Genomic DNA, 16,770 nt, shown 5'->3' on the forward strand with positions numbered 1-16,770 from the left:
TGAACTTTTGAGGTTACTTGAGAAAGATGAGGGAATTGCTAAATGAACGATGATGAAGACACAAAAACTTAAAATGATTTTGGAAAAGACTGACACTGGTTTTTCAGCTTTTTCAGAGTCTTATGCAATTTTCACAACTGGAGCTACTATTCCGGAATTACTTCACAATGCATTGGAAGCAGTCAATTTCTATTTTGAGGAAGAAAACATAGTTTTTAAGGCCGAGGATTTGAAATTTGAAATTGATTTCCAACAATTCTTCCAATACTATAAAGTGTTGAATTCTAAATTTTTAGCTGAAAAAATAGGCATGAATCCGACACTTCTTTCTCAATATGTACAAGGGCAAAAAAAACCTTCTGATAAACAAACTCAGAAAATTCTATCTGGGATTCATCAGATTGGGAAGGAACTTTCAGAAATAAATTTAATACATGGTTAAACAACTTTAAATCCCGCTTCTTGGCGGGTTATTTGTTACCTAGCTTTTAGACTTAATTTTTAAAACCATGAACAAGAACCTTTCCGCCATTCTTTTCGCAGTAGCGATCGTAATTGCATCTATCGTACTAGGAAACGCGATTATCAACCGAAACCGACCACAGGGCACGATCAACGTCACAGGCTTGGGAGAGAGCAATTTCACCTCCGATCTCGTGGTTTGGGAAGGCAATTTTAGCAGGGAAAGTTTCGACCTGAAATCCGCCTATGCAGATCTGGAAAAAGACAAAAAACTCGTCACTGAATACCTGATTTCAAAAGGAATACCGGCAGAGAAACTGATCTTTAATGCAGTAAATACCAATCCAAAATACCAGCAAAACTACTCCAATGACGGGAGGTATTTAGGTCAGACCTTCGATGGATACACACTCAATCAATCCCTAAAAATCGAATCCAATGAGGTGGAAAAAGTGGAGAAAATTTCAAGGGAGATCACCGAGCTGCTCACAGAGGGTATTGCCTTCTATTCCCAGCAGCCCCGCTATTACTACACCGGGCTGGAATCCTTGAAGCTGGAGATGATCGCCAAAGCTACCGAAGACGCACGCATTCGCGCTGAGCGAATCGCAGAAAACTCCAAGGGCCGTCTAGGCGATCTGATCTCAGCAAATATGGGTATCTTCCAGATCACCGGACAAAACTCCGGTGAGGACTATTCCTGGGGAGGTACTTTTAACACCGCCGACAAAAACAAAACAGCCTCCATTACCATGAAGCTCATCTTTGAAGTAGATTAAAGTGAAACAAAACACCACAGAAAAAACCTCTCTTCACCCTAGAAATGCACATAGGGAGAGGTACGATTTCCCCAGGTTAATCGAGACACAGCCGCAACTTCAGAAGTTTGTAGCTGAAAACAAATACGGAGATCTAAGTATAGATTTTGCCAATCCAAAAGCAGTAAAGGAGCTCAATCGGGCATTGCTGAAGTATTTTTATCAGATTTCAGATTGGGATATACCGGCTGGTTATCTCTGTCCGCCCATTCCGGGTAGGGCAGATTACCTGCATCACCTCGCAGACTTGCTTGCAGAAAGCAACGCTGGCAAGCTTCCCCCTGGTGAAAAAATAAATGTGCTGGATCTAGGTACAGGAGCAAACTGTATCTACCCTATACTGGGCAGTACAGTGTATAAGTGGAATTTTGTAGGCTCTGAAATCGATGTAAAAGCCTTGGGCGCAGCTGGTCAAAACTTGACTTCTAATCCTCAACTGCAAGACAAGATTATGCTTAGGCGGCAGGAAAATCCCAAGGAAATCCTGAGCGGAATGATTAAGCCAGACGATGTATTTGACTTGGTGATGTGCAATCCTCCCTTTCATGAATCCAAAGAAGCTGCAATGGCCGGGAGTACCCGAAAAGTCAAAAACCTTAAAGGCAAATCCACCAAAAACGTCACCTTGAATTTTGGAGGACAGAGCAATGAACTGTGGTGCAAAGGAGGGGAACTCACTTTTATCAGAAAAATGATCTTGGAGAGCAAAATTTTCAAGTTCAATTGCTACTGGTTTACCTCTTTGGTTTCCAAAGAAGAGCATTTGAAAGACCTGATCATAGCCTTAAAAAAAGCCAATGTCTCGGATCGAAAAATCATTCAGATGACTCATGGAAACAAGAAAACCAGATTTATCGCCTGGACCTTTCTGAATCCAGAGCAACAGGAAAACTGGAGGAAAAGACGATGGGATTTCTGATAATTTCTGTTCGTGGGACACGAACAGAGGCGGGAATCTCGAACAGCAGGAGAACTGGAGGGATAGGAAGTGGAGATGGGGCTAGAATTTGAAATTGGTGGATTTGAGATTTGAAATTACGGTAATCAAAAACGGCGCTTGAATGAATTCAAAGCGCCGTTTTTATGTCTTAAATCTTGATACTTGATATTAAAATCTTGGATCTTGGATCTTGACTCTTGGATCTTGGATCTTAGTTCAACGTGCTTTCCACACTGATTTCCAAATCTAAAACTCTGGAGATAGGGCAGTTTTCCTCAGCGTCCTTCACCAGTTCATCAAACTTATCCTGCGTAATTCCTTCCACCTTCGCCTTTAGTACCAAGTGGGATTTTTTAAGCGTTCCATCTTCAAATGTGATATTTGCGGTCACATCCAGTTCATCGGCAGTGAATCCTGCCTCCTGCAGGTTGAAGCTCAACTTCATAGCAAAACAGCCCGAGTGCGCAGCAGCGATCAGCTCCTCTGGATTAGTGCCTGCCCCACTTTCAAATCTGGAGCCAAAAGAATACTGGGTTTTGTCCAAAACAGTACTTGGTGTGCTCAAATGGCCTTTCCCATCTTTTCCTGTTCCTTGCCATACGGCGGTTGCTTTTCTGATCATGGTTAAAATATTTAGGGTTAAAAGTTATAGTATTGAAAGGATAATGATCCTCGGAAAGTTCAACTGAAAGGACATTTTCTCAGCGCTCCACTTTTTGAAATTTAGGAGCCTCAGGGGGATTTTTAAGGACCTTTTTACCAGAAAGCTGCTCGAATACTTCCAGGTACTGCTCGGTCACATGATCCCAGTTGTAGCGCTGAATTAATCCTGTACGTGCTGTTTTCCGAAAATAAGCCATCCGCTCTTGGCTACTTTCAGCAGCTTCTACGATGTCTTTCACAGAATCCTTCGTTTTTTTGAAATACCAGCCATGCTTTCCGTTTTGAAGCATCTCTTGATTAAAGGGAGTATCTAGGGCCAATATGGCACAGCCAAAACCAAGCGCTTTCAACATCGCCGGATTAGTACCCCCATACTCATGCCCATGGAAATAAGCATAGCAATGCGAATACCAGGCCGCGAGCTCATTTGCATCAGTCACATAACCCAGAAATAGCACCCGCTCATCTTCTTTCTGCTTGAGCACATTGGCATACTCATCATCAAAAGGCACATCCCCTACGATCACCAGTTTGCGCTGCGAATCAGACATCAGAAATCCCTCTATAATCAGATCTGCATTGTTGTCAGGGATCAATCTCCCTACGATCAGAAAATATTCCTGAGACTGCAGTCCCCATTTTTCTATAGGCGTGGCCTCTACATCTTCCCGCGGATTGGCACCATAGGCAATGACTTTAGAGTCAGCGTCGAAGAGTTCCTTATACACCCGTTGCATTTCATCCGAATCATTGATGAGCTGGTCGTAATATTTAGTGGCCATTCTTGATGCCCAGAAAAAGTATTTGGAGGCAATCCCGTGCCACTTGGGCCTCAGCCACTCCAGGCCATCCACATTTATTACGGTCTTTTTCCTAAAAAACCGGGCTATCGCACCGAAAGGTCCATTGGCACTGTTCACCACGAGTATCACGTCAATATCTGAAAAACAGGCGTGCATCATGGAGAAAAAACTATGGGAAAGCTGGGTGAGTTTTTTGGACTCAATAGCCGGCGTGTAAATGCATTCTATGCCATTTACATAACGGGGCTTTTGTGGAAAAAGCGCTCTGTGATTGTAAACCCGTACATGCACGCCCTTTTTGACCAGACGTTCGCCCAGTTCACGAATCATGGTATCGTACCCTCCATAGACGTAGGGATACCCTTTTGCACCCATTATGGCTACTTTTAACTTTTTCTTAGCTGCTGCCATAAATGGTCCTTAATATTTTCTCTAAAACTCTCCAAACCGAAATGCTCCAGTACATATTCTTTGCCCGCTTCACCAAAAGTCTGTCGAAGCTCAGGATCCAAAATTAGCTTAATTAATGCATTAACTCCTTCTTCTATGTCGTTTATTGGAATTAAGTATCCTGTTTCCCCCTCTTTCACCATCTCTACAGCACCACCGGATTGCGTCGCTACCACCGGGCAAGACGCCGCCATAGCCTCTAGAATCACTGTGGGTAAGGAGTCTGGAAGGATGGATGGAAGCACAAAAATATCTGTTCTGGAAAGTATGGCCGGAATGTCTTCGCGAAAACCCAGATTACTCACTGCGTGCCCAAGTTGGTTCTGCTCTATAAACGCTAGCATCTCCTCTTCAATGGACTCATAACCAGGATAAGGATCTCCGACTAGCAGAAAATGGCATTGTGGATAAGTAGCAGAAATCCGCTTTGCCATTTCAAGAAAAAAAAGCTGTCCCTTCCCTGGATTAATCCTCCCAACCATGGTGATGACTATCTTGTCAATAGGAATTTCGGCCATGGTATTAGCTGGAGCGCTATTCTGGAGAAATTCCTCATAAGGAATTCCGTTGTGGATAACCTTAGGATTAGCCGTTTTCAATCTATCCTTCCAGTGCGACCTCACCGCTTCGGATACCACTATGGGTGAAGGGGTGGTTCTATCCAGCAGCCTGCCTAGCAAAGCCACCAAGGGCGCCGGTCCGAGTAGAATTTCGTGTATATGCCAAATATGCGGAAGTTTGTTCCACTTGGCCCACTGGGCTCCCACCACCACTGCAAGCGTATTGGAATAAACCAACTCAAACTGATAGCGCTCGTGCAGCTTGTCCAGAAATCGGTAAGCCTGGTAGTTTTTTTTCAGGCGATTCATCAATCCGGCAAAATTGACATATTTCCTTCTCAGAATCCCTAGATTTTGGATTTCGACAGCTATGCCTAGTTCTAAAAAATAGGTTTGCAAGGGGCCTGGCTCAGACATGACCACCACGGGGGTAAATCCTGCTTCTCGGTACGTCTTTACCACTTCTACCAAGATCCTAGAGGAGCCGTATAGGTCTGAAGAGCTGTTAAGAAAAAGTACAGTCAATGGATCGCGATGATTAATTTTTAAGGATTACTTGATGAAATCCCTCTATAAAATTCTTTGCCGAAAACTTTTGGGACTGCTCCAGGCCATTTTTAATCATAGCCGCAACCCTCTTTTTTTCGGTGCTCAAAAGTATCATTTTTTCTTTCAAATCCAGTCGATCTCCAGTCTGCACAGCGAGGCCTGCCCCACCTGCTACTTCCATCAGCGCAGGCTGGCCTGCGTGTATCACCGGTACTCCAAATGACATCGCCTCCACTATTGGAATCCCAAACCCTTCATTTTCGGATGGAAAAGCATAAGCAAAGGCACCCTTGTACAAAGTCCTCACCTGCAGGTCACTGATATATCCGGGTAGGATCACCTTGTCCTGGAGCTGCAGCTCAGCCAGCAGGGAGTCTACCAGAGGTTTGTCGTTCATTTGTACACTTTGACCCGCCCCACCGGCCAAAACCAATTTGAAATCCGAATTAGTCTCCTTGAGAAAGTCTGCAAATGCATGTACCAACAAAGGCAGGTTTTTCCGCTTATCAAAGGTGCCAATATGCAGAAAATACCGCTGCTTCTCTAGCCCGTGATTTTCCAAAAAAGTGGCATCAATCCCTTCAGACAGTTTTTTGGGAGCCTGATGGATCACAGTCATGGGGTAGATTTTTTTCAGGTATTTGTAGAGGGATTTTCTGGAATATTCTGTGGTGGTGATGATTTCTGTGTTTTCTTTCAAGCCCTTTTTAATCAATCTCAAAAAATAAGTTCTCCACCACTTGGGATAGTTTTGAGGCATCTGCCAAAAAAAAGCATCGTGGATAACTGTCAATCTCCTACAGGGCAATGAAGCTGCCGGAGAGACAAAATCCGGACAAATCAGCACGTCAGGCTGGTGTTTTTTAACCATATCAGGGAGCTGAAACTCCTTCCATTTAAAGTAATCCAGGTGATAATTCAGCCGCTGAACTTTAGATTGGGGGTTTTTGAAGCTTTGATCTGCACTTTGTTTTTCTGGATCGTGCGAAAAAATCCATTCTATCTCAGGATGTGGATAAGTTCTTGCCGCATGGGCAAGCTCCATCATGTAGGTTTTGATTCCTGTGGTGGCCACGTTGAGATATTGTAGATCTAGGAGGACTTTCAATTTTATCGGATTTGATCAAATATAAATGAATTAATCAGCAACAACCTAAACCGCAAAAGTCATTCTAAACTCTACTTACTTTCTGCAAACAACCCACTGGTTGACTTGAAAAGCATTTTGGATCAGGCGATTTAACTTTTTACCTAAAGGCATTTGATAGCCCATTAGATTACTCAGTTTCTCCCCAAAATTATGCGTATAGTGCAACTCTACCGTTAAAGCTTGCTCTTCACAGATCTCTCTCAGCAACTTTTTAGGAAAAATAAAGGTGTGCTCTAGTCCATCTATTACATCAGGTACCTGAAGTCTAAGTAACTTTGACCAGCGGTGAAACCTGTACAGGTTACTGGACATATTCGGAGTCCCTATTGCCAAAAAGCCTCCCGGCTTTAGAATTCGCTTCATTTCTGCGATGTATCCTTTGGGATCTAGCACATGCTCGATCACATGGGAAATGTGGATAAAATCAAAAAAGGAATCAGGATACTTTGCATCCCAAATATCTCCTTGAAAAGTTTTCACTGGAAAGTGACTTTTTACAAAATCCAATGCTCCGGAATCAAACTCCGTAGCAAACAATTTACAATTCAACTGGTGAGCATACGCAAGTCCCAGACCCAAGCCGCAGCCTACATCTAAAAACCTATCTCCTTCTTTTAAGCTCCCCAGAAACCTGGCTTCCTGCTTGACCTGGGCTCCGCCCAAACCTGCAATTCTTTTGAAGTGATTGACAATAAGGTTATTGTAATCAACAGCTTCGTAATGCTCCTTCTGATAATAATTGGTATAATATTCTGCCAACTCCTGACTATCAGCCATGGGATTAGCGAATACCAATTCACAATCTGCGCACTTTACTCTGGAAATATGAGGGCCATTTCTATAAGTGTCTATGGCAAATCCTCTTAGATTCTTGGACTTGCAAATAGGGCATGCTCTGTATAAAATCATTTATTCTGTAATTCCGTCTGATGTGAATGTAAGCGGAGGCGTGAATATTCATTGATGCTAATTCCCACCATCCACCAAGAGACCCAAGATACATAAGTGTATATTTCCACATTGGCTGTAAATAGAGGCAGCAGCAATCCTGCCTTCACTGTACCCGCCACAAATGCCATCCTGGCTATATTTAGATTTTCTGAATTCTTGAAAACAAAGATAGCGTTTCGGATTCCAGAAAATAATGTACCAATGTAAAGTAACATCCCAACCCAGCCCAGCTGCACCCCGTAGATCAAAAACTGATTTTCCCCTCCCACTCTCAATTCATCAGATACACTTCCAAAGTTTCCGCTCATGGCCAAACCTATACCCATGGGATTGGATAACATGGACTCCAGTGCCAGGGCCCATTCCACCACATGGCCTACACTGGAAGTGTCAGCTAATGTAAGGGTGTCTATCACATAAAAATACAGGTCATCCGAAGCGAAAAACAAGATAAATCCTGCAAAAGCAACTAAGCTGAGCAGACCAATGCCTATCAATTTGTACAGCCTGAAGACCAAGGCTATAAAGAAAATCATCAGAAAAAAGGCGGCAAAAGAAGCCCTGGATGAAGCGAAAACCAAACTGCCCGTACTGCACAGCATCACCAGCAGGTATTTCCACTGCTGCTCCCGCTCTGTAGTCAAAAACCAAATCAATCCGGCCGAAAAGCCCATCAGGACAGAACTCGCCAGTTCCAGCGGATCCGAGAAAAAACTCCCCAAACGCTTCATCGCATTGGTGGTCTCAAAAGTCCAGGTCAACCCATAGTTCCCCTCCGGCTCAATATTATTGACCACTTGATTAAACAATGCATAACCGGTGAACTGCTGTAGATGAGCGCCAAGGAGAAACCTTTCCACTAGGTTAACCAAAAAGGCAGCGATGGCCACCACGAAGATCAGCTGAAATAACTTCCTTAATTCAAAGCCAGAAAAATTAGTGTTCCTTCCTAAAAAGTACACCAATGAAGGAATCAGCATACTTTTAAAATACAGCGCCTTATTTACAAAAGAAGCTTGCCCTATGGGCAAAAACAGAAATAATACAGCCAACCCCAGAAAAGAAAACATAAACCAATCCGTGGACTGTAACCGGAAAGGATAATTGAATAAGCGCTTCTGGTAAGCCAAAAATGAAAGTCCAGCTATCAACACAATGAATTCCTTTGAAACCTGAAATAAACTCACCACCACTGTAGAGCGGGTAGTCAAATAGGCCAGACTCAAACTCGTGATATAAAAAGGTAGAAAAGCCGCTAGAAAATAAATAAAATAGCTCCATTTCCCCTGAAAGACCATTTTCTGGACTACCCAAAGAAAACCTGCACCTACAGCAGCGGCAATCAGAAGAAAGAATATTATGGCCATTTCGGAGCAGCTTGCAATTGATCACTCAGTCCCGCAGCCATACCTCGGGCTACAGCCTTTAATTTCTTAAATCTACCTCTCAAAAGAAAATACCCCATCCAAAGTATAAACCGTCCCAGGTGATAAGCAAACCCGAGCAGACTTCCCTGGCTACGGATCAGGTAAAACTGATTTCTGACATGCCAAAAGAATACGCTTGGACTTAAAGTACCTTCATCATGTTTCTTTTTGGAGGAAGCCCCAGCTTCATGGTAGATTTTGGCAGCAGGAACTAGCTGGATGTTAAATCCGGATTTTCTGATCCGCAGGGACCATTCTACATCCTCGAAGTAGGCGAAATATTGCTCATTCAGCAAACCTGCCTTTTGTATAGCCTCCCTGGAAAGCAACATGCAGCAGCCCGTAGCCCAGTCCAGATTCACTGAGGCAGGCTGGTAAGCACTTATCATACGCCGGTCGCCTCTGGTGATTGCCCTACCCAAAGCCTGCTTCCATGTGCCACCTGCACTCCATATTTTCCCTTTTTCATGTAAAAAGCAAATCATGGGCTGCACTATTCCCACTTCAGGATAACTGGAGATTTGCTCCGTCATTTTTCCCAAAAAATCCGGTTCTACCTCCGTATCATTATTCAGCAGCAGCACATGGGAAAAACCCTGATCCAGGGCAGCGCGGATTCCTACATTATTGCCACCGGAGAAGCCAAGGTTTTCAGAATTTTGGATCAGATCAAGTTCTGGAAACTCATTTTTCAGCGCTTCGCCTTCTGGGTTTTGGGAGGCATTATCCACCAAAATCACCTTAAAATCCCTGAAATCGACTTTGCTCAGGGAGTTCAAGCAAGCGCGAGTGAATTCAATCCCGTTCCAGTTGAGCAATATGACAGCAACCCGAATATCAGACATAAAAGGCTCGGAATTGCTTCCTGTTATGGGTGAATAAAAGGATCATACAGATCAAATAAGCAATAACTTCTGTGGACAAAATAGCGATACAAAGCCCAATGCCCTGGTAAAAATAAGTCAGAACCGAACTAGTCACTATCATGTAGACACACATCATCCAGCCTGCTTTGAATAGCATTTGCTTCAAGTCCAGCACGAGCATCATGGTTATATTCGGAATGTTGAGACAGGAAAGGAACAACAAAGGAGATAGGAATTGCAGATAAGTGACTGAATCCGGAAGATCGCTTTTGGACAAGGTCTTAATAATCCAGGGAGCGGAAAAGTAAGTAGCCAGTGCAATCATAGCTCCTATTCCCAATACTTTGAAGTAAACGCTTTTTAAAAACCTATAAAAGGACAACTCATCCTGACTATACAGTTTGGAGGCATTGGGGTAAATCGCCTGAACAATTAAAGCCGGAAACAAGCGAAGTACCATTACCACCCGCTCGGCCAAGCTGTACATGCCCAAAGTCTCCGCCCCAGCGAAAAAACTGAAAATTATCAATCCTCCATTTACCGAAATGTAACCGGTAAGGTTGCTAAAGAAAAACAAAACATTTTCTCTCAAACTGGCCCAAATAGCTGAAAACTGCGGTCTATAGAACTTGATCTGAAGAGAACTATGGATATAAAAAAGCAATACCAAGTTAATTCCCAGACCAAAAAAGCCCATCATGAAATTCACCCATCGGCTTTGTTCCGGACTGTGGATAAACAGCACAATACCCATCAGGTACAAGAGCTTGGAGAAAACATTTGCAATACTGACCAGCTTCATTTTTTCCATGCCCTGAAAAAACCAAAGTGGCAGCGTAGCTTCTGAAAACAAAAGCATGCTGGAAAACACCAGGATCATTTGGTACTCTTTGAACAAGTTGAATCCGAAAGCCCCGATTAGGATCAGTAATGCCGAGAAGCTTGCCAGCAAAAACTTGCCTGAGAAGACATTGGACAGTAGATGGGAGAGTGCCTCTTTATCCTGCTGGTGAATGGCCACCTCGCGGGGAGCGCTCAGGTTATACCCAAAACCCACCATAATGTTCAATAGAATAATGACGGATAAGGAGAGGCTGACCAAGCCAAATTGATCTACCCCTATGTTTTGGATCAGCAAAGGCATAGAGATAATGGAAATCAAAACATTGGAGGACTGGATAATCGCCAAAAACAGAAAATTCTGAAGAGACTTGTTTCGGAAGATATTTCCAATGGGAATGAGCTGATTGAGTTTTTCCAACATGCCAGATCAGGATTTAACTTTCCTGCACATGCCTCCGGTACAGCCTCTGAAAGAAAAGGTAAAACAAGGTCAGCAATGCCACAATAATCCCCCCCAAAACCATTCCTTTCACCAGTCTAATCTCTGAGCGCTCTAAGGGAAACCTAGGGGAGTCTATGATCTGGATCAACGGGGAATTGTTTCTATGATTAACCTTGGCAATCTCCAGATTCTTCACGATCTCCTCATATACTGCTCCTGTGGCCTGCACGTCGATCTGCCGCTTCCGGGTATCTGTGGTGGCTGACGAAAGCAGTGGATTTGCGTTGGGCACCCTATCCGTGGCAGCCGCGTAAGCACCTATGCTTTCATCCAGGATCTTGCGTACGCTATCTGCCTGGGACTGCAAAATGGCCAGGTTCTCACTGGTTTTTTTGGTCTTGGTCTCTCTGTAAAACTCATTGACATTTTCCACCAGTCGCTCGTTAAAAACTTTGGCGTAAGCCTGATCTTTGGAAGAGATACTCACCTGAATGATGGAAAGTTTACGGTCTGGCTTGGCTACCGAAAGCTGATTTTCCCGGATGAGCTGCCCCACTTCCTTGACTACAGAATCTTGACTTACAGTGAACTGCTCACGAGGTATGGAGAAATCCATATTGGAAATATCCACTTTGTTTTTCCACTTACGGTCTATCTCCTCAAAGGCAATGAATCTATCGATCAGCAATTCGTCTTCATCAAAATCACTCAACAAAGCCTCATCCAGCATGCGCTCCGAGCGGTAAAGCTCCATGATGTTATCCCCTTGGAAAAGCCCGCTTGTACCGCCTATAGACCCTAAATTCACTCCTACCAGAGAGGCCAGGCCGGACATTTGTCCCATTCCGCTTCCATCACCATCCTCTAGTACAAAGGTGGTGCTGGCGATATACACCGGCTTTTTCAAAACTGAAACCAAAGCTCCTAGTCCCAGGCCTATTACGCCTGCAAGTACTATGATTTTCCACTTTGAAATGAAAAAAGATAGCCAGCTGGAAATATTCTGGACTACTTCCTTGAGGGTAAATTGATTGTCTGTAAAATGCTGAGATCCTGACATTACCAGTTGATTTGAGAAATGACCAAGCCCAAAGTAGCCAAACCAGTGGTAATCCCCACGATTTCTCCCAATCGAAGCGGTACTTTTGGTCCTTTGGTAGGGACAATCACCTCTGCACCGGGCTCCACCGGTGGATAATTTCTAATTCCTAAAAATCCCTTGGTCCGCTTCACTGCACCATTGGCATAGACTACATAGGTTTGTTTCCTATTTGCTCTGCGTTCAAAACCCCCAGAAGCATTGATGTAGTGCTTCAGCCCCCTGCCGGACTCATGCCGCAGTGTAGTTGGATACACCACATCGCCTCGCATTCTCACGGTTTGCAAGAGTTTTGGGACCGAAAGAATATCGCCCTCCTCCAGTAGCAGGTCATCTTCCGAACCAGGATTATTTAGTATTTCTTCCAAATTGATAGCCACAGCTTCCGTTTCTTTCAGCTTTACAGCAAAGCCAGGCGTTTCGGAAGCAATCTGGTCCAGCGATTCTTTTTTAGTTTGCGCCAGCTGATTATCCACTGGTGATTCTGCTTGGGGAAAGTCCGAAAGCAATCTCCGCAACAGCTCCTCTTGCGCCTCAGAGTTTGAAGGATCCTCAGCTAGTTTGATTTTGAGTTCCTCCAAATTACGCTGGCGACGAATCTGCTCTGATTCTGTATTGAAAAATTCAGTTCTCCGGATCAGCGTAGCGCCTTTGGCATAAGCAAACTGATTGAGTCCCCCGGCCCTCTGGATGAGGTCTGAGATTCTCTCCGAGCTACTTTGTATTGCAAAAATCCCCGGAGAATTCACCTGTCCTTCTACGGCTATTAACTTTTGCATGGTAAAACTGGCCCGCTTTCTCACGATCACTTGATCAAATGGAACCAAAGAAGGTGAGTCTGCCTGATAACTTAAGTCTGGATTTACAGAAGTAGGGATGATGTCCGCTAAGGTACCCAGATCCGAATCTTCCAATCTCCTGGCAATTTCTATGTCCTGGGCATTGGCAGATTCCTGGAAACCTCCTGCCATCACGATCAAATCCTCCACCTTCATTTCTGCTGAAAAAGGATAAACTCCTGGTCTTTTTACCTCACCTAGGATCTGCACGTAGGCTTCATTATCGATATCATAAATGCTGGCCACCCGTACCACGTCTTCACGCTGAAGCGGGATATCAGGCGCAGTTCCATTCATGACTTCCTGAAGATTCACCTGGATCATTTCTGTGCTCAGATCTGATTTAGTACGCAAAATACTCGCCTGGGTGGTATAGGCATCCCCGCGTAATCCTTCTGCATTTTTCACTAGCTGAGCCAGTGTAAGCCCTTCTGTAAGCGCAAAAGTGCCTTCTCTGTACACTGCGCCTTTGATCTGAACCCGATTGGAATAGCGGTCCAGGATACGCTGCACCGTAATCTGATCCCCACCTTTCAGAATGAACATATCAAACTGATTCTGGTAAACATCTGAGACAGAACGCTGATTACCGGTGATCCTGGAGATCGCCACCCTGTCCTTAAACGCTTCATCCGTAAAACCACCTGCATAGCGAAGCAGGTCAGAAAAAGCATCATCCTCAGCGATCTCGAAAGTCATGGGACGCTTCACTTCACCTTTGATTTTCACATGGGATTCAAAGGGAGGAACCAAGATCACGTCTTGATCCTGAAGTTTCAGATCCAGTTGGGCAGTACCATTTAACAGCAGGTCATACACGTCAATTTCTGCTAATTGCTGATTATTACGTACCAGTTTGATTTTGCGCATGGTGCCGTTTTCATTGGGACCACCTGCTGCATATAAGGCATTGAATACCGTGGAAAATGCGCTTAACGTAAAAGTGCCCGGCAATCGAACCTCTCCCAGAATATTCACCTGTATGGTCCCTACATTTCCCAGTGTCACCTGAAGAAAGGTATTGGGGTTACTTCCCAGCAAACCCGTGTAATATCTTCCAATTCTGTTTTTTAAGATTCCTGTGGCTTCTTCTATTGTTTTACCTGCTACATTCACCGGGCCAATATTATCCAACAATACAAATCCATCTGGGCTCACGGTCGCTTCATAATACTGCTCAGACTGCCCATAGATATCCACATAAATCAGGTCGCCGGAGCCCAGCACGTAGCTTTTGGGCGTAGCCTGACTCAAGCTAGGCTCAAAACTCAGGTTTCTGCTTGCCTGGTAAAAAAGACTAGCCCCAAATATTTGATCCTCTTTGGGTAGTTGACTGGAATTCGCACTGGGCGAAAACATGCCATTGTTTATTTTCGACAGGTCATTCTGCTTTCTGGGTTCCCGCTTCGAATTCTTGGTCATTCTGCCGGTATCCTCAGTTCCGTCCATATTAATTCTCTTGCGCATTTTGGCCACTTCCTCAGGAGGCATGCCCTGTACTTCTAGGGCTTTGAGAAACTCAGCTTTGTCCAGACCTGCGTCATAAGCTCTGTCCAGCAGGTTTTGCACTTCCTCATCCGACAGCTCGTCTACTTTGATGGTGCTTGCTTCATCTATTTCTTGAGCCATAGCCTGGGCTATACCCAGTGTTAAGCAAGCCGTAAAGACAAAAAAGTACCAAAATCGTTTATAATTATTCATACAGAAAAGGGAGTCCCAGGTGAATCAAGAACAAATATGGGGATTAAAAATCCATGAATTTCTTAATTCTACCAAATTTAGTTCCAAAAACCTACTTTCAGCCTGGCTGAAGTCTGTTTCACTCCGTACAATTCCTACAGATATCGAGCTGATTTCTATCCTTCAGCAATTGATGGCGGAACTGCCGGTAAGTAAGGGAGGACCAGACGGATGCCAGGCTTTGGCTTTTCAATTCCCCCATGACGTACTTGGCATCCTTGTCAAAGCAGCAGGGAACTACCTTTCCATCCCAGGTCACTACTGCACCCTGCCACATTCTCCAGCATTTGTTTTCCAGCTTTCTCTTCAGTTTCCAGCTTCCATCTCCTACGGGCACATACCTGGAATACCCCAAGTCTGAAGGGATCAGTTCAGATCCATTTTCGAAATCATAAATCTGGGTAGTTTTCAATTGCAACTCATCTACACCCATTTCTTTGGCCCATTTCTTCAACTCCGGAATCTGCTGTTCATTCTGTCCGGTCACGAGAAACTGAAGGATTACTCGGGGTAAATGCTGCTTGGACTTGCTTCTTTCGGCAAGTAGCAGCTGTAAACCCGCTTTGACCTTTTCCAGATTCCCGCCTACTCTATACTGCTGGTACACCTCCTGTGTGATGCCATCCATAGACACAATCAACTGGTCCAGCCCACTTTGGAGGATTGCTTTTACTCGAGTTTCATCCAGATAATGTGCATTGGTAGAAGTGGAAGTGAATAACCCATTTTGGTGTGCATGGTTCACCATTTCCAGAAAACGCGGGTTCAAGAAGGGTTCGCCCTGAAAGTAAAGATGAAGCCAAGTGAGGTGATTTTTGGATTCATCAATGATTTTTTCGAAGAGCCCGTCTTGGAGCATTCCCGTAGGGCGGGTAAAGGACCGGAGTCCTGAGGGGCATTCCGGGCAGCGGAGATTACAGCTAGTGGTTGGCTCGATAGACAAGGTGGTGGGTTTTCCCCAGAGCATAGGTTTGCGCAGGATTTTGGAAAGCTGAAATGAGGTTGCCAGCAGCAAGTAGTTCCCGACTTTCAGGAAAGTAAGTTGCTTTAAAAAACTAATAGCTGTAATCCACCGATGATTCACAGGAGCAATAAAGGCATAGGGGATGCATTTCCCAAAGTATTATTTGACGACTTCAAAAACTGAAACGGCCTTGGCCTTATTTTTCAAAGTAATTTCACCCAAATTCTCGAATGTAAAGGCGTCTGAAATTTGATCCTTGCAATGCTCCAAAATCAGGATTTGTCCTGGGTTTGCAGCATTTTGAAGTCGCGAAGCCACATTTACCGCATCTCCTATCACCGTGTAATCCAGTCTTTTTAAGGATTGGGAACCAATATTCCCAGAAACCATTTCCCCCGAGTTCAGTCCTATGGAGACCTTTGGGCTAAAATTGGATTTTACCGAATACATGGGCATGGCGTTCATCTTGTCCCGAATGGCAATGCAGGCGCGAACCGACCTCTCCAGATGATCTGGGCCTTTGAATACAGCCATGACCGCATCTCCGATAAACTTATCCACGGCGCCCTTTTGATCAATGATCTCTCGCACCATCAGGTCAAAGTATTCATTGAGTAAGGGTACCACCACATTTGGCTCCTCATTCTCAGAGATTTTGGTAAAGCCACATAGGTCCACAAAAGCCACTGTGGCCTCCACGGTTTCATTTTCCATTAGAGAAGTTTCTGACTCTTTTCCCACCATAAAATTGAGTACGGTTTCATCCACGTACATTTTGAGGATGTTATTTTCCCGCATTGCAGTGAGGGTCCCTTTGATCTGATTGATGTATTGGAGGGTTTTCTCTATGGTAATCTCCAGATCCTGAAAATCCACCGGCTTGGTGATGAAATCAAATGCGCCTCTGTTCATTGCCGTGCGGATGTTATCCAGATCTCCATAGGCAGATATGATCACAGCTTTCAGCAGTGGATTGGACTCCTTGATTTTGGTCAGTAGGGTAAGTCCGTCCATTTCGGGCATATTGATGTCGCTCAAGACCATATCTATGTCCGCCTGTTCACTGAGCTTCTGCAGTGCTTCACGGCCGTTAAAAGCGAATACGAACTCATATTCGCCTGAACGGATCTTTCTACGGAACTTTTGAGTGATCAGAACTTCTAAATCTGCCTCATCATCTACCACCAATATTTTCGCCATTTCG

The 16,770-nt window shown here is 44.4% G+C and carries 15 protein-coding genes; 3 read left to right on the plus strand and 12 right to left on the minus strand.

Going from position 1 to position 16,770, the window contains the following annotated elements:
- Positions 1-49: 49 nt before the first annotated feature.
- The 3 genes from PBT90_RS17750 to rlmF all read left to right on the plus strand — a co-directional run bounded on the left by PBT90_RS17750 (position 50) and on the right by rlmF (position 2,199).
- Positions 50-442, plus strand: coding sequence for a helix-turn-helix domain-containing protein (locus tag PBT90_RS17750; protein ID WP_270130440.1), 393 nt, complete (start codon positions 50-52; stop codon positions 440-442).
- 67 nt (positions 443-509) lie between these two features.
- Complete coding sequence (locus tag PBT90_RS17755; protein ID WP_270130442.1) at positions 510-1,241, plus strand: SIMPL domain-containing protein; 732 nt, start codon at positions 510-512, stop codon at positions 1,239-1,241.
- A gap of 1 nt (position 1,242) precedes the next feature.
- Entirely contained in the window at positions 1,243-2,199 is a 957-nt protein-coding gene (gene rlmF, locus PBT90_RS17760) for a 23S rRNA (adenine(1618)-N(6))-methyltransferase RlmF (RefSeq protein ID WP_270130444.1), read from the plus strand.
- Positions 2,200-2,431: 232 nt separating this feature from the next.
- Here rlmF and PBT90_RS17765 read toward each other — a convergent pair whose 3' ends face one another.
- The 12 genes from PBT90_RS17765 to PBT90_RS17820 all read right to left on the minus strand — a co-directional run bounded on the left by PBT90_RS17765 (position 2,432) and on the right by PBT90_RS17820 (position 16,766).
- Positions 2,432-2,842 (minus strand): OsmC family protein, encoded by a 411-nt coding sequence (locus PBT90_RS17765; protein WP_270130447.1) that lies wholly within the window; start codon positions 2,840-2,842, stop codon positions 2,432-2,434.
- A gap of 79 nt (positions 2,843-2,921) precedes the next feature.
- Positions 2,922-4,097 (minus strand): glycosyltransferase, encoded by a 1,176-nt coding sequence (locus tag PBT90_RS17770; protein WP_270130453.1) that lies wholly within the window; start codon positions 4,095-4,097, stop codon positions 2,922-2,924.
- Positions 4,073-5,221 carry a glycosyltransferase family 4 protein gene (locus PBT90_RS17775; protein WP_270130455.1) on the minus strand — a complete coding sequence of 383 codons (1,149 nt, stop codon included), beginning with the start codon at positions 5,219-5,221 and terminating at the stop codon, positions 4,073-4,075. Before PBT90_RS17775 ends, PBT90_RS17770 begins: the two co-directional genes overlap by 25 nt.
- A 13-nt stretch (positions 5,222-5,234) precedes the next feature.
- Positions 5,235-6,353, minus strand: a complete 1,119-nt coding sequence (locus PBT90_RS17780; RefSeq protein ID WP_270130457.1) for a glycosyltransferase family 4 protein — start codon at positions 6,351-6,353, stop codon at positions 5,235-5,237.
- Positions 6,354-6,428: 75 nt separating this feature from the next.
- Entirely contained in the window at positions 6,429-7,304 is an 876-nt protein-coding gene (locus PBT90_RS17785) for a class I SAM-dependent methyltransferase (RefSeq protein ID WP_270130459.1), read from the minus strand.
- Positions 7,301-8,713: an O-antigen ligase family protein gene (locus tag PBT90_RS17790; protein WP_270130462.1), complete on the minus strand. Its 1,413-nt coding sequence runs from the start codon at positions 8,711-8,713 to the stop codon at positions 7,301-7,303. Before PBT90_RS17790 ends, PBT90_RS17785 begins: the two co-directional genes overlap by 4 nt.
- Entirely contained in the window at positions 8,704-9,618 is a 915-nt protein-coding gene (locus tag PBT90_RS17795) for a glycosyltransferase family 2 protein (RefSeq protein WP_270130464.1), read from the minus strand. The genes PBT90_RS17790 and PBT90_RS17795 overlap by 10 nt, the downstream gene beginning before the upstream one ends.
- Positions 9,611-10,903 carry an oligosaccharide flippase family protein gene (locus PBT90_RS17800; RefSeq protein WP_270130466.1) on the minus strand — a complete coding sequence of 431 codons (1,293 nt, stop codon included), beginning with the start codon at positions 10,901-10,903 and terminating at the stop codon, positions 9,611-9,613. The genes PBT90_RS17795 and PBT90_RS17800 overlap by 8 nt, the downstream gene beginning before the upstream one ends.
- Positions 10,904-10,916: 13 nt before the next feature.
- A complete protein-coding gene (locus PBT90_RS17805) occupies positions 10,917-11,984 on the minus strand; it encodes a GumC domain-containing protein (RefSeq protein ID WP_270130468.1) in 1,068 nt (355 codons plus the stop codon).
- A complete protein-coding gene (locus PBT90_RS17810) occupies positions 11,984-14,491 on the minus strand; it encodes an SLBB domain-containing protein (RefSeq protein ID WP_270130470.1) in 2,508 nt (835 codons plus the stop codon). Before PBT90_RS17810 ends, PBT90_RS17805 begins: the two co-directional genes overlap by 1 nt.
- 190 nt (positions 14,492-14,681) lie before the next feature.
- Complete coding sequence (locus tag PBT90_RS17815) at positions 14,682-15,569, minus strand: radical SAM/SPASM domain-containing protein (RefSeq protein ID WP_270130472.1); 888 nt, start codon at positions 15,567-15,569, stop codon at positions 14,682-14,684.
- A 156-nt stretch (positions 15,570-15,725) separates the two neighbouring features.
- Complete coding sequence (locus tag PBT90_RS17820) at positions 15,726-16,766, minus strand: adenylate/guanylate cyclase domain-containing protein (protein WP_264807852.1); 1,041 nt, start codon at positions 16,764-16,766, stop codon at positions 15,726-15,728.
- Between the last annotated feature and the right edge of the window lie 4 nt (positions 16,767-16,770).

It is taken from the genome of Algoriphagus sp. TR-M9 (assembly GCF_027594545.1).
Classification (GTDB): domain Bacteria; phylum Bacteroidota; class Bacteroidia; order Cytophagales; family Cyclobacteriaceae; genus Algoriphagus; species Algoriphagus halophytocola.